Below are 13,762 nucleotides of genomic sequence, written 5' to 3' on the forward strand. Positions count from 1 at the left end.
ATCGGGTTAGGACACATTATGCGCGATGTGGTGTTTGCCGCGCAATATTCGCAGGATTCGGTACGGTTCGCCTGTCAAAATTTGAGCGGTAATATCATCGATCACATCCCTTATCCCGTCCATATATTAGATTCCAATGATCCTGAAGAACTGATCGCGCTTATTCGAGAGCAGCGTATCGATAGGGTGGTGTTCGATCACTACGGTATCGATGAGATATTCGAGAAAAAAATCAAAGAAGCGTGCGGTGTTAGTATTCTCTCTTTTGATGACACGTACGAAAAACACTATTGTGATATCCTCCTCAACCACAACATCTCAGCGGATAAAAACCGATATGTCGGGTTGGTTCCGCCACATTGTGAACTCCGATGCGGTGGGGAATATACGCTGATACGCGATGAGTTTAAAACCGAAAAGCAGGTCAAGCGGGAAAAACTCTACGATGTTTTTATTGCTATGGGGGGAACCGATCCGACCAATGCGACGATGAATATTCTCTCAACCCTAAGCGATGAGATGCGTGTCTGTATCGTAACGACATCGGGTAACCCGCATGTGAGCGAATTGGAAACCTGTGTGCAGGAGAGAAAAAATATCACCTTGGAGATCGATTCAGCACGGATCGCGCAATTGCTCCATCAAAGCCGCTTGGCGATTATCACCCCCAGTGTAATGGTGCATGAGGTGCTGTTTATGGAGGTTCCGTTTATAGCCGTACAAACTGCGGCTAATCAAGAGGATATGGTTGTATATTTGCAGCAAGAGGGGTATATCGTGTTAAAGGAGTGGGATGCAGGTGCGATTGCTCGATTTTACAACGCTTGAGACGCAGCTGCTAACGATGGTGTTAGCATGGCGCAACCATAGCGATATTAGCCGTTGGATGGTGAATACGGAGGAAATTTCGATAGAAAATCATCTGCGTTTTGTCGAATCCCTGAAAAATAGAGCGGATAAGCGCTATTTTTTGGTTCAGGATGAAGATAGGTATATCGGTGTGATCGATTTTACCGATATTGCTCAAAACTCTGCCGAAATCGGGATATATGCCAACCCTGAGTTACGCGGAGTCGGCGAAGACTTGATGCGTACAGTGATCGAGTACGGTTTTACATCACTGAGCGTGAGAACACTGATAGCCTCGGTGTTTGCCGACAACGAGCGGGCTAAACATTTGTACGAAAAATTCGATTTTATCGAGACAAATCGAACACACTATAACGGCAGAGAGATGATCACTATGGAGTTGAAAAAATGAATATTGCCCACCATAACACAGATGAAAAAGTCTTTATTATTGCCGAACTCTCCGCCAACCACAACGGCTCGCTCGATACGGCACTGCGTACGATCACAGCGATGAAAGATGCGGGGGCGGATGCGGTGAAACTCCAAACGTATACCCCCGATACGATCACTCTCGATTGCGACAGTGAAATGTTCACCATTTCGCAGGGAACGCTGTGGGACAAACGGAAATTTCACGATCTCTACGCAGAGGCGATGACCCCGTGGGAATGGCATCCTATTCTTTTCGATCATGCCAAAAGTTTGGGGATGGCGGCATTTTCCTCCCCTTTTGATGTGAGTGCCGTCGATTTTCTCGAATCGCTCGATGTCCCCGCGTATAAGATCGCCAGTTTTGAGATCACCGATATTCCGCTGATCGAGTATACGGCTGCTAAGGGAAAACCGATCATCATCTCGACCGGAATCGCCACACTCAGCGATATTGAAGAGGCGTTGGACGCCTGCCGACGTGTCGGAAACGAGCAGATTATGTTGCTCAAATGTACCTCCGCTTATCCTGCCGCTCTGGAAGAGATGAACCTCCTCACGATAGCTGATATGAAAATTCGCTTCGGAGTGAATGTAGGGTTGAGTGACCACACGATGAGTTTGGCTGCCCCTATCGCTGCTGTCGCTTTGGGGGCTCGGGTGATCGAGAAGCATTTTATCCTTGATCGAGGTATGGGGGGAGCGGATAGCGCCTTTAGTCTGGAGCCGCACGAATTTAAAATGATGGTCGATGCGGTACGCGACACCGAAAAACTGTTGGGGAAAGTGACCTACGAATTAAGTCCGAAGAGTTTGAAATCGCGCGAGTTTTCCCGCAGTTTGTTTATCGCCGAAGATGTCAAAGAGGGTGAAGTGATTAGCGATAAAAATGTCCGCTCCGTCCGCCCCGGTTTCGGATTAGCGCCCAAACATCTCAAAGAGATTCTGGGCAAAACGTTTAAAGCGGGCGCTATAAAAGGAACCCCGCTTTCATGGGATCATATCGGATGACGATTTCCGTCGTATCCCATGATGCGGGAAGTTCGGAGATACTGTGCGCATTGATTCGCGAGTATTTTGACCTTGCCTCATGGCATATTTTTGCACTGCCTCAAAGTCCTATGGGAAGACTGTGTGAACGATATACTCTCCCCTTCACACCAATCGGTGATCCCGAACAACAGTTTCGTGCCATTCAGCCCGATCTGCTGTTATTCGGAACGGGATGGCAGGAGAAGATTGAGCGCCCCTATGTCCGTTTTTGCAAAGAACACGCCATTATGAGCGTCGCTTTTTTGGATCATTGGAGCAACTATCGTGAGCGGTTCGGATTTCCTGAGGGCGGTTGGGAAGAGAATCTGGGAGATTTTACGGCAGTTTCGGATCAAAAAGCGCTCTCTCTTGCCGAAGCGTTCAATCTCCCCAACCCTGTCGGATTTCAAAATTTTTATCTGCGGGATACGATTGCTCAGGCTCGTCAAAAAGAGCCTCATTCCAACAACAACCTCCTCTTTTTGAGCGAGCCGACCGATGCGGTGGCGTTGCGTACTTACGGAGATAAAAACTACTGGGGATTTACCCAATACAGTGCACTAGAGGAGATATTGAAAAATTTTCATCGGTTTGAATGTGCGGGACTTACGATTCGGCTTCATCCTAGTGATAATGGAAGCGGTTATAAAAAGATCCTCAAAGCCTATCCCCATATCCGAGTTCAAATCAATGATGCGGCGGTATGTGAGCTATCTGATCAGCTTTTGAGTGCCAAGATGATCATTGGATTCGATACGATGGCCCTCTATATCGCGGCACTTTTAGGACGTCCCGTCCTCTCGTATCTCCCCTCGAAAAACAGAGAATTTTTACTCCCGCTTCCGAATGATCGGCAGGTTCGTTCTCTATTAAAAATCCCACCTAAACTTCTCACTGCTTCGACTTTGAGTAGTGATGATTTCGGTATGGATTTTGCTTTATTTATAAAAACTATAGTTGTAAAAGAGCGAAATGTATAAAGCACTGATCATCGGCGCCGGAAGTATCGGCGGACTTATCGACTCTCCGACATCAAAAACGGTTGCGAGTCATGCACATGCTTATAAAAAGCATCCGGATACGCAGCTATATGCGATCTGTGAACCCTCAGAACTCAATGTTTTTGCCTTTATGGAGCGGTGGGGAGAGGTACACCATTATGGGTCGATTGATGAGATTAGCACCGATGAGCTTTATGATATTGTCTCTATCTCTTCGCCGACAAAATCCCATTTTTATGATCTGATCACCTTGCTCAAACGCAGCGATAGCTCCATGATACTGTGTGAAAAACCTCTTGTTGCAACCCAAGAGGAATTATCTTCCCTCTCCACACTTCTTATGCACAGTGATAAAAAAATACTGGTTCATTTCGTTCGCCGATACAATAGTGCTTTTATCAACCTCGCGGAGCGGATTCAAAAGGGAGAATTCGGTAAATCATTAGGATTTCAAGGGGTTTGTACCAAAGGGCTACTCCACAACGGTTCCCATATGATCGCCGTGTTGAGCCATTTTTTAGGCAATGTTACTTCGATAAAACCGTTTCGTGCATCGTTTTGCCATGATGATCTGTGCGGAGATTTCGGTATATCGCTCGAACGCGGTGACGGAGCTATTTCGGTTCTGAGTCATCCGCCATACTCTTTATTTGAGATAACCTTTTGGTTTGAAACGGGTGTGATAAAAATACTCGACGGAGGGGATAAAATCGAAATCTATTCGCGTGTCCCATCGACCTATGAGGGATATTTTTCCCTTGCATTGCAGGAGAGTATGACGACGAATCTCTCCAATTATGCGTATGATTCAGTAGAATTTTTACTCCGTAAAAGCAAAGAGACGTGCAAAAACATTCTGAGCGAGCATTTCCATATTCACAAGATGATTTTTCAAACGCTTGCCAAGGTATACCCATGAAGAAACTCGCCATAAACGGCGGAGAGAAACTCCGCACGACACCGTTTCCCGCCTATAACACGATCGGAATCGAAGAAGAAGAGGCGGTTTTGCGTGTCTTGCGCAGTGGAAAGCTCTCGACGTTTTTGGGGACATGGCATGATGACTTTTTCGGCGGTCCAGAAGTGCGTGCATTGGAATCGGAATGGGCAGCATATTTCGGTGTCAAACACGCGATCAGCGTCAACTCCGCGACATCGGGGCTTTATGCAGCGATCGGAGCGTGCGGAATCAGTCCGGGGGATGAGGTGATCGTCAGCGCTTATACTATGAGTGCCTCGGCGACTGCCGCATTGGTGTACGGTGCTATCCCTATCTTCGCCGACATCGAAGAGGATTTTTATTGTCTCGATGTCAAAAGTATCGAAACCAAGATTACCCCTCGAACCAAAGCGATTATTGTGGTTGATATTTTCGGACAGCCTTATGATGTCGAAGCGATCAACACATTAGCGAAAAAATATAATCTTTTTGTCATCGAAGATACGGCGCAAGCTCCGGGTGCGATGCTGGGTGAAAAATATGCGGGAACACTCGGTGACATCGGGGTCTATTCGCTCAACTACCACAAACACATCCATAGCGGGGAGGGGGGAATCATCGTTACCGATGATGATGTCTTAGCCGATAAAATCCGCCTTATCCGCAACCATGCCGAAGCGGTTCTCTCTGCACGTGGGATCAAAGATAAATCAGAACTCATCAATATGGTCGGTTATAACTACCGAATGACGGAGATTGAAGCGTCTATCGCCCGTTGTCAGCTTAAAAAACTTCCCTCTTTGCTGACGCAAAGACTCGAAAATACTGCATATTTCAATGAACAGTTGGCACAAATTCCCTGCATAAAGCCGACCAAAATCCGCGAGGGGGCAAAACACGCGTTTTACGTCCATCCGTTGCAGTTCGATGCAGAGGTCGCAGGAATGCATCGCAACCGTTTTATCGATGCGGTCAAAGCGGAACTCCCTCCGACATTGCTGCGTGAGGAGTCGGTAGTGCTGCTTAGCTACGGCTATGTCAAACCGCTCTATCTTCAACCTCTCTATCAGGAAAAAATCGCATTCGGACGGGACGGTTATCCGTTTAATCTCAGCGAAGTTACCTACCCGAAAGGGCTCTGTCCGATAACCGAAGAGATGCATTTTAATCGCCTCGTCACCCATGAATTTATGCGTCCTGGAATGGGCAAAGCGGATATGGACGATGTCGTACAAGCCTTTGTCAAAGTATGGGACAACAGAGCGGAGCTTGTATGAAATTTGAGGGGGAGCGTGTTTATCTGCGTCCGATTGAACTGAGTGATGCCGATGGCGCGTACCCTTTATGGTTAAACGATCCCGACGTATGCCGTTACAACTCGCACGGGGATACTCTGTATACGAAAGAGATGGCACAATCGTATATAAAGAGCGTGATGGACAACCCAAGCACAGCCGTTTTTGCGATCTGTTTACGTGAGAATGATCGTCATGTCGGTAATATCGCATTGCAGCAAATTTCACTCAAAAATCGCAATGCCGAATTGGCAATTTTGATCGGAGATCCCTCTGTTCATGGAAAAGGGATCGGCTATGAAGCGGGGAAGCTTTTGGTGGAGTATGCTTTTAGTACGTTGAAGCTCCATCGTCTCTATTGCGGTACCCATGAGGCGAATATCGGGATGCAAAAGTTGGCGTTGAAGCTCGGAATGAGTGAGGAGGGGCGGCGGCGCGAAGCCCTTTGGAAAAACGGTGTTTTAGCCGATATAGTGGAATATGGATTACTTAACACCGTTTCTGAAAAGGAGACTCTATGACCAAACAAATGATCTTTACCGATACACCGCCGGATAATTACGGCGAACCGTTGTACAAAGAGTATCTTCAATACTGTACCCGCTGCTGTATGCCCAGCTCGAACGAGGGGATGCAGTTCGATGAACTCGGTATCTGTTTAGCGTGTCGTGCGCAAGAGCAAAAGATGCGGATAAACTGGAAAAAAAGCGAAGAAGTCCTTCGTGAAACCCTCGAGAGTTACAAAGAGAGATCGGGAGACAACTATGATTGTATTATCCCGATCAGCGGAGGAAAAGACAGCGTTTTCCAACTCCATGTCCTCAAAAAAGTGTACGGGATGAAACCGCTTGCCGTGACCTTTAACCATAACTGGTATTCGGAGATCGGTCGTTATAATCTCGAAAATGCCCTTGAAAAACTTGAAATTGACCATATCATGTTCACCCCGAATAAAGCATTGGTAAAAAAACTGTTCGTCAAATCGTTTTATAAAATCGGAGATTCTTGCTGGCATTGTCACGCCGGTGTGGGTGCATTTCCCCTCCAAATCGCCGTCAAATTCAACATTCCGCTCCTCATCTGGGGAGAATCGGTGTGTGAGAGCAGCGGTCGCGCCGATTTTCGCGATAACGTTCAAAAGTTCGACCGTGACTATTTCACCAAAGTCTCTGCCAAACTCTATCCTGAGCAGATGATTGACGAAGAGATCACCCGCAAAGATCTCAAACCGTTTGAATTGCCGAGTTTTGAGGATATCGAACGTGTCGGTGTCGTAGGATTGCATTTGGGGGATTATCTCTTTTGGGATGATGAGCGTCAGATGGAGTTTATCAAAAAAGAGTACGATTGGCGTGAAGAGCATCGTCCGGGACACTACAAAGGGTTCAAGGGGAACGAGTGCAAATTTGAAACCCTGCACGATCATATGAAGTACGTTAAACGGGGATTCGGTCGGGGAACCGATCAAGCAAGCGCCGATGTCCGTGCCGGATTGCTCACTCGTGAAGAGGGGTTTGAAATCGCTAAAAAGTACGACCAACAGCGCCCCGCGTATCTGGATGAATTTTTGGATATGGCGAACATCACCGAAGAAGAATACAACAATGTCCTCAAAGCGATGCGTCAAGGAAAATTCAGAGAGTGCCGATGAGATTGAGTGATTGTACTGCGACTGAATTATTAGAGCGTTTGAAAACAAACTCCACAACACCCAAAGAGATCGCCCAAAGCTGCATCGAACGTATTCGTGCAATTGATCCAATGGTCAATGCATGGGAGTATTTCGATGAGGCTGCGATTGAGGCGCAACTTGCCAAAATCGGAACCTATAACCGAGACGATTATCCCCTCTACGGCATCCCCGTCGGCGTCAAGGACATCTATAACACCTTTGATATGCCCACACAGATGGGCTCGCCGTTGTGGAGCGACTTTACCCCCGGTAACGATGCACGGATGATCCATTATCTTCGCCGCTCCGGTGCCGTGATGCTCGGAAAAACGGTAACGGCGGAGTTTGCCGTCCATTATCAGGATAAAACCCGAAACCCGCATGATTTGAGCCGATCACCGGGGACGTCATCGAGCGGTTCGGCCGTTGCGGTGGCAACGGGGATGGTTCCGGTCGCACTGGGCAGCCAAACGGCAGGTTCGATCAGCCGACCTGCGAGTTATTGCGGTATCTATGGATTTAAACCGACGTTTGGGGTATTGCCCCGTATCGGTGTATTGAAAACGACCGATTCGTTGGATACGCTCGGATTTTTTGCACGAAGTGTTAGTGATTTGGCGTTGATGTTTGAAGCATCCCGCGTGCATGGCGAGAATTACGAGTTTGTTCATCAATACATTGATAATTACGTCTCTGTCCCCGATAAAGTTTATCGGATCGGCATCATCAAACATCCTAAATGGGATTTAGCCTCTGAATCTGCCAAAAATGCCTTTGAGGCATGGTGCGCGCGTCTTAAATCTCCTTGTTTGCAGGTACAGACGGTTACGCTTCCCCAATTTTGCGATACGATTCATGCGACCCATCAGACAATCTACGATAAATCGCTTGCGTACTATTTCAAAGAAGAATACGCAAAACACACCCTGATGAGTCCTATCTTTTATGATATTATCCAAGATGGATTGCGTATAACGAAAGAGGAGTACCAAGATGCTTTGGAAAAACAATCGCGTGAAACACGCGAATTTGATGCATGGATGGATTCGTATGACATCCTCATCACCCTTGCTACCGCTGATGAAGCACCGATCGGGTTGACGACATCGGACATTCCTGATGCAAATTTGATCTGGACTTATTTAGGATTACCGATTGCGACCTTGCCGGTTTTAAAAGGAGAAAATCATTTGCCGATAGGGGTAAGTGCCGTTTCACGAAAATATAATGATAAACTGTTGCTTGATTTTTTACAGTATCTTGCGCTCTTGGGCATTTTGCCGATGGTTTCACCAATCACCCCCAATTCTAAATCGAAGGAATGAAATAAAATGAGTAAATTTAGCACTGAGCAAGAAAAATTTTGGGCAGGAGAGTTCGGAGATGATTACATTTCACGAAATCGAGGAGAAAACTTAATCGCATCCAATACCGTAATCTTCGCCCGACTCTTTCAGCGTATACAGAAGATAGAGTCGATCATTGAGTTTGGTGCTAACATCGGAATGAATATACATGCTATTGGGAACCTTCTTCCCAAGGCATATCTCTCAGCAGTAGAAATCAATGCCGTTGCAGTTGAGCACCTCAAAAAAATACCGGATTTGAATATTTATCACCAATCCATTTTAGAATTTGAATCTGAACGGCACTATGATCTGGTTTTTACTAAAGGGGTTTTGATTCATATTGACCCAAATGAACTCCAAAATGTTTATGAACGAATGTATAAGAGCAGCAAGCGATATATAGCAATGGTTGAGTATCACAGTCCATCTCCCGTTGAACTGGATTATCGAGGGCATAAAGAAAAATTATTTAAACGGGATTTTGCCGGAGAGTTGTGGGAAAAATATCCTGACCTCACCCTTTTGGATTACGGATTTTTTTACGGGCGCGATCCTCGACATGGACAAGAAGATGTCAACTGGTTTTTATTTGAAAAAAAGTAAACGGGTCGATATGCTGATAAAGAATTTTTGAAATAAAAAGGCACCAATATTTTCTAAAAGGATACCGGTATGTCTGCCGAAATCATTACCGAAGCGCTGAACACGTTTCAAAAAAACCTTCTTTTTCTCGAAAGAAATTACCCTGAACTTTATGAAAGAATAAATCTTTTAAATCTTTTGATCGAGGCAGAGGAATATATCGAGCGATATGCCCTTGAGTACAAAGAAGAGGGGTACTTTGACGTTTTGGAACTCTCCAGCAATGAATTGCTGTATAAAGAAAACAGCTATGAACATGCGAAAAGGGTAACTGAGGGTGTAAATTTCAAACGTACCGGCGGTATTTTTTATGCGCAGCGTTTGGCTGCTGCTACGGATGAACAAGCCGAATACATTGATAAAAGCGAACTTTCGTTTCATAATGTATTATGGGCGACGATTAAAATTATTAATTATGTCAAGCGATATACATCGTATGAAACCTATATGCAGAGTGTTGATAAAATTATTTTTATCGGTATTGGATTGGGATTATACGTAGAAAGCATCGCCGACAAATTAAAATCACAAGTCGTATTTATAAAAGAAAAAAATCTTGAGATATTCAGACTCTCTTTATTTGTCACCGATTATGAAAAACTTGCAGTTAATCGGTACCTTTATTTTTCAATCACCGATGATACTGAAAAAGAGAGAGAAAATTTTATGCCGTTTTTGCATAAAGGAAATAATCATAATTTATACATGAAGTTCATCCCTTTTACACTGGATTATGAAGAGGAAGTAAAACGTCTTCAAACGCACGTATTCTCTCAAAGCTATATCAATTATGGCTACAGTCCGATGCTGCTGCGTTATATCGATTCTCCTCGCTATTTGATTAGAGAATATTCTTTTCTCAATATCGGTCGTTACTATGTCGATAATCTTTTTTCAAAGAAACCGGTCTTACTCCTTTTTTCCGGTCCATCAACCCTTAAAAATATCCGATGGGTGCAAGAAAACAGTGATCGTTTTATCATCGTCAGTGCACTTTCAACCTGCCGACTTTTGAGCAGTTACAATATTTCTCCCGATGTCGTCATGCATATCGATCCGGGAGAAAATACCGCAGCACTGTTCGAAGGGCTGGATATCGCCGAATATTTTAAAAATACTGTTGTTATTCTCTCCGCCAATGTTGATGAAGCGACCGTCCAAAAATTCGATAAAAAGAGTATCCATTTTATTGATCAGGGGACACATTACAAACGAGGATTCGGGACACTGTCGGCTCCGAGCGTCGGAGAGTATACGTATGCGCTGTTTTTAATCCTCGGCGCAGCTAATATGTTTTTGTTGGGAATCGATATGGCGTTGGACAGTGAGACATTGCAATCACATGGAGACTTCCATCCCGATCAGTTTACCGGTAAAGTGGATAAAGAGAACGCATCATTGGAAGCTTCGGAAGCGATAGAGTTTGTACCGGGGAACTTTTTAGAGCAGGTTCCGACACTTGCCGCGTATAAACTCTCTATTTGGCAATTGGAAATGTTTACGGATAAATTTAAACAAGATTATCATCGTATCTATAATCTAAGCAACGGAGCATTGTTGCAGGGGTGTGAACCGCTCCGTATCGGTGAATACGATTGGGGTCAGTGGAATGTTTTGGATAAAAAAGAGATACATCAACCGCTGAAAGATTTTTTTCAATCCATCGGATCGACAGAGTTTAATGAGGAAGATAAGGGATGGATAAAATATCAAATAAAAACAGCAAAAGCGCTAGAAAAAATTATTAAACAGCATCAAAAAAAGAAGTTTGCTCATCCGGAGGCTTATCTTAACTCTTTGACAAAACTCTCGATTGAGTTGAGTGACATGGACTACAAAACAAATTCAAATCTTGCACAGGTTTATTATGAATATTTTTTGATAGTGTTGAGTTATATCTATGCCCTTTTTAATACACAGGAGCTGAGTAACCCGAATAAACATGTAGTACAAATGCATCGGATGTTGGATGATCAATTGTTAAAGATATCGAAAACCTATCTATCGAAAATGGAAAGTTATTTGGAGTAAGAGGAGATTAGGGAAAAATCCGCTGCATAAGCAGCGGCGAGGTTATTGGAGGAGTTTTAAAACGTTTTGCTGCACAGCGTTGGCTTGGCTCATCGCATAGCTTCCTGATTGTGCAAGGATGTTAAATTTAGAGAAGTTTGCACTCTCTGCCGCGAAATCGACATCACGGAGTTGTGATTCCGCCGCTTTAACGTTAACTTGAGTCACGCTGATGTTGTTAATTGTAGCCGTCAACTGGTTTTGAACCGAACCGAGGTCTGCGCGGATCGTATCGAGATCCCCGATAGCGGCATCGAGAGTATCGATCGCTTTCATGGCATCTGTGAGATTGAGGACGCTGATACTGGAGAGGTTCGTCACCTCGCCCGCATCGATTCCAACCCGACCGGAGTTCTCCGTATTCGGCATCAACGTTGATCCGGCAGCGATGGTCGGAGCCGTACCTGTTCCGCGAAGCAATGTCAAATCTGCAGAGAGGGTGATAGCCGCACCGGTCGTGATATCGACCGTTACTTTATCCCCCGCACTCATTGCTGAAGCACCGGTTTGAGCGGCAGTAAGATCTTGCATCAGAACGGTTCCCGCTTTGATCACGGTACCGGTTGCGAGGGTTGAACCCGCTTTGATCGTCATATCCGCATTGAGGGTAATGGCGGATGAGTTGATGACCGTCCCCCCGATCGTTGAACCCTCTTTGAGCGTACTTGCGGCGGCCAAAGAGCTTCCCGCTTTCAAATCAGTCGTTGTATAGGTTGTAACGGCGGATGAGTTGACCGTATCGGCACCGAGCACCGATCCCGCTTTGAGTTTGGAAGCGGCCGCAAGAATTGATCCCGATTTGAGCGTCATATCTTCCGATACGGTAGCGGTGGAACTGCTGACAATGTTACCGCCGAGTACCGAACCGACGTTGATGGTCGATGCTGTGGCAATAGAGGAGTTGGCAGTACCGCTGAGATCGACGTTGATCGTCATATCAGAGGTAAGGGTTAAGGATGCCGTCAACGTAACGTCCGAAGAGAGAACATCCCCTTTGTGGTACGTCACGCCGTTGACGGTAAAGTCTTGTTGTACTAACGTACCTGCATCAAAAATCGTACCGCTTACGAGGGTAGAACCGGCCGTGATATACATATCGGCCGAAAGAGCTACGGCAGCCGTTAGATTAACAGCGGCTCCCATTGTGGTCCCTTTGGCAAATGTCGTTCCCGCTGCTGCGGTCGTTCCCGCTTTGAGGGTTCCGTCCAAGACCAACGTGGTAGCTGCAGTCAAGTTAACATCTCCCCCGATGGTGGTTCCCACTTTCAACGTCGAACCGACGGCGATCGAAGAGCCAGCCGCAAGGATTGAGTCTTTAACCATACTGGTAGCCCCTGAGAGGTTGATCGTCCCTCCGACGGCACCGGCACCGATACCGCTGACTTGGAACTCTGCCGCCCCTTTTTGAACCAGTTCGATGTATCCGACCGTAGAGAGCTGATTCGCCGTTCCGCCGAAGACGTCACTCACATTCCCCTCTACTTTGATCGCACGACCGTCGGTTGCTTTGAGGGTTATTTTTCCATCATCGGTGATCGTTGCCGCAACACCCGTTTGGGTGGTTTTGCCATTGATCGCCGCCATCAATGCGCCGTCGCCGTCATTGGCTTTGACATTGATCGCCCCGATGTTGATTCCGTTAATCGCAAATCCCGATCCTGTAGTACCCGCCGCAATCGCACTTCCAGAGGTTACTTCAACGACCGCTTTGGCACGGATACCGGTAATACCGCTGTGGGAGTTGATCTCATCGGCCAATGCACCCATACCGTTTTCCGGTGTATTATTGTATTGAATATCGATTGCTTTCATCGTGATGTTTTCACCCGTCAAGGCACTTTTCATCGTCAATTGCACACTTCCCACTTCCGAAGCGAGGTTCAATTGAGCACGGCTGGTATGACCGATTTTATTCGGCTCTGTTGAAGCAACCGAAAAGTTGACCCCTTCGTTTGAGCTGGCACCCATTTGGATAGTTTTATTGGTAAACGATCCGGAGAGGAGTTTCTGACCGTTGAAAGAGGTAGTTTTTGCAATGGTGTTAAGCTCTTCCATCAAACGGCTGATATCTTTTTGAATCGCAAGACGTGAAGAGGTGTTTTGCCCATCAGATGATGCTTGAACTGCTTTGGTTTTAATGGTGTCGAGGATTTTTGAGTACTCGTTGAGTGCACCGTCCGCCGTTTGGATCAAACCGATTGCATCGTTACCGTTAGAGATCGCTTGTCCCAGAGAGTTTGCTTGGTTACGAAGCGCATTGGCAATAACCATCCCTGATGCATCGTCTGCGGCTTTGTTAATACGAAGACCTGAACTGAGTTTGGAGAGAGACTCGTCCAAATTACGATTGTTCATTACCCCACTTGTATGGGCAGTCATTGCTGCGATGTTAGTGTTAATTCGAAAACCCATGTTAAATCCTTAATCGTGGTTTTGCGTCCATGCGCGTATTTAAACGGATTAAAGCAAAAATAGTTCCA

The 13,762-nt window shown here is 45.9% G+C and carries 12 protein-coding genes; 11 read left to right on the forward strand and 1 reads right to left on the reverse strand.

Translation table 11 applies throughout. The features are described 5' to 3' along the window. Positions 1 to 18 precede the first annotated feature (18 nt). The 11 genes from pseG to SULKU_RS00845 all read left to right on the forward strand — a co-directional run bounded on the left by pseG (position 19) and on the right by SULKU_RS00845 (position 11,243). Positions 19 to 828 carry a UDP-2,4-diacetamido-2,4,6-trideoxy-beta-L-altropyranose hydrolase gene (gene pseG, locus SULKU_RS00795; protein WP_245535164.1) on the forward strand — a complete coding sequence of 270 codons (810 nt, stop codon included), beginning with the start codon at positions 19 to 21 and terminating at the stop codon, positions 826 to 828. Beyond that, the gene (gene pseH, locus SULKU_RS00800) at positions 794 to 1,261 is read left to right on the forward strand and encodes a UDP-4-amino-4,6-dideoxy-N-acetyl-beta-L-altrosamine N-acetyltransferase (protein ID WP_013459018.1); all 468 of its coding nucleotides are present in this window, start codon (positions 794 to 796) and stop codon (positions 1,259 to 1,261) included. The genes pseG and pseH overlap by 35 nt, the downstream gene beginning before the upstream one ends. After that, positions 1,258 to 2,292: a pseudaminic acid synthase gene (gene pseI, locus SULKU_RS00805; RefSeq protein WP_013459019.1), complete on the forward strand. Its 1,035-nt coding sequence runs from the start codon at positions 1,258 to 1,260 to the stop codon at positions 2,290 to 2,292. The genes pseH and pseI overlap by 4 nt, the downstream gene beginning before the upstream one ends. Beyond that, a complete protein-coding gene (locus SULKU_RS00810) occupies positions 2,274 to 3,293 on the forward strand; it encodes a glycosyltransferase family protein (protein WP_041666705.1) in 1,020 nt (339 codons plus the stop codon). Before pseI ends, SULKU_RS00810 begins: the two co-directional genes overlap by 19 nt. After that, a complete protein-coding gene (locus SULKU_RS00815; RefSeq protein ID WP_013459021.1) occupies positions 3,286 to 4,233 on the forward strand; it encodes a Gfo/Idh/MocA family protein in 948 nt (315 codons plus the stop codon). The genes SULKU_RS00810 and SULKU_RS00815 overlap by 8 nt, the downstream gene beginning before the upstream one ends. Then, positions 4,230 to 5,531 (forward strand): DegT/DnrJ/EryC1/StrS family aminotransferase, encoded by a 1,302-nt coding sequence (locus SULKU_RS00820; protein WP_013459022.1) that lies wholly within the window; start codon positions 4,230 to 4,232, stop codon positions 5,529 to 5,531. The genes SULKU_RS00815 and SULKU_RS00820 overlap by 4 nt, the downstream gene beginning before the upstream one ends. After that, a complete protein-coding gene (locus SULKU_RS00825; protein WP_013459023.1) occupies positions 5,528 to 6,070 on the forward strand; it encodes a GNAT family N-acetyltransferase in 543 nt (180 codons plus the stop codon). The genes SULKU_RS00820 and SULKU_RS00825 overlap by 4 nt, the downstream gene beginning before the upstream one ends. Next, positions 6,067 to 7,200, forward strand: coding sequence for an N-acetyl sugar amidotransferase (locus tag SULKU_RS00830; protein ID WP_013459024.1), 1,134 nt, complete (start codon positions 6,067 to 6,069; stop codon positions 7,198 to 7,200). Before SULKU_RS00825 ends, SULKU_RS00830 begins: the two co-directional genes overlap by 4 nt. Next, entirely contained in the window at positions 7,197 to 8,546 is a 1,350-nt protein-coding gene (locus SULKU_RS00835; protein ID WP_013459025.1) for an amidase, read from the forward strand. Before SULKU_RS00830 ends, SULKU_RS00835 begins: the two co-directional genes overlap by 4 nt. 6 nt (positions 8,547 to 8,552) lie before the next feature. Beyond that, on the forward strand, positions 8,553 to 9,173 hold the full coding sequence (locus tag SULKU_RS00840; RefSeq protein ID WP_013459026.1) for a pseudaminic acid biosynthesis-associated methylase: 621 nt from the start codon (positions 8,553 to 8,555) through the stop codon (positions 9,171 to 9,173). 69 nt (positions 9,174 to 9,242) lie between these two features. Next, complete coding sequence (locus SULKU_RS00845) at positions 9,243 to 11,243, forward strand: motility associated factor glycosyltransferase family protein (RefSeq protein ID WP_013459027.1); 2,001 nt, start codon at positions 9,243 to 9,245, stop codon at positions 11,241 to 11,243. A gap of 42 nt (positions 11,244 to 11,285) precedes the next feature. On the opposite strand, the gene SULKU_RS00850 is transcribed toward SULKU_RS00845, so the two are convergent. After that, entirely contained in the window at positions 11,286 to 13,694 is a 2,409-nt protein-coding gene (locus SULKU_RS00850; protein ID WP_013459028.1) for a flagellin N-terminal helical domain-containing protein, read from the reverse strand. Positions 13,695 to 13,762 lie beyond the last annotated feature (68 nt).

Source organism: Sulfuricurvum kujiense DSM 16994, assembly GCF_000183725.1.
GTDB lineage: Bacteria > Campylobacterota > Campylobacteria > Campylobacterales > Sulfurimonadaceae > Sulfuricurvum > Sulfuricurvum kujiense.

Coding starts and splice junctions, on each gene's coding strand:
- pseG (WP_245535164.1), top strand. CDS start 19: ATGCGCGATGTGGTGTTTGCCGCGCAATATTCGCAGGATTCGGTACGG.
- SULKU_RS00830 (WP_013459024.1), top strand. CDS start 6,067: ATGACCAAACAAATGATCTTTACCGATACACCGCCGGATAATTACGGC.
- SULKU_RS00840 (WP_013459026.1), top strand. CDS start 8,553: ATGAGTAAATTTAGCACTGAGCAAGAAAAATTTTGGGCAGGAGAGTTC.
- SULKU_RS00835 (WP_013459025.1), top strand. CDS start 7,197: ATGAGATTGAGTGATTGTACTGCGACTGAATTATTAGAGCGTTTGAAA.
- SULKU_RS00850 (WP_013459028.1), bottom strand. CDS start 13,694: ATGGGTTTTCGAATTAACACTAACATCGCAGCAATGACTGCCCATACA.
- pseI (WP_013459019.1), top strand. CDS start 1,258: ATGAATATTGCCCACCATAACACAGATGAAAAAGTCTTTATTATTGCC.
- SULKU_RS00820 (WP_013459022.1), top strand. CDS start 4,230: ATGAAGAAACTCGCCATAAACGGCGGAGAGAAACTCCGCACGACACCG.
- SULKU_RS00845 (WP_013459027.1), top strand. CDS start 9,243: ATGTCTGCCGAAATCATTACCGAAGCGCTGAACACGTTTCAAAAAAAC.
- pseH (WP_013459018.1), top strand. CDS start 794: ATGCAGGTGCGATTGCTCGATTTTACAACGCTTGAGACGCAGCTGCTA.
- SULKU_RS00810 (WP_041666705.1), top strand. CDS start 2,274: ATGGGATCATATCGGATGACGATTTCCGTCGTATCCCATGATGCGGGA.
- SULKU_RS00825 (WP_013459023.1), top strand. CDS start 5,528: ATGAAATTTGAGGGGGAGCGTGTTTATCTGCGTCCGATTGAACTGAGT.
- SULKU_RS00815 (WP_013459021.1), top strand. CDS start 3,286: ATGTATAAAGCACTGATCATCGGCGCCGGAAGTATCGGCGGACTTATC.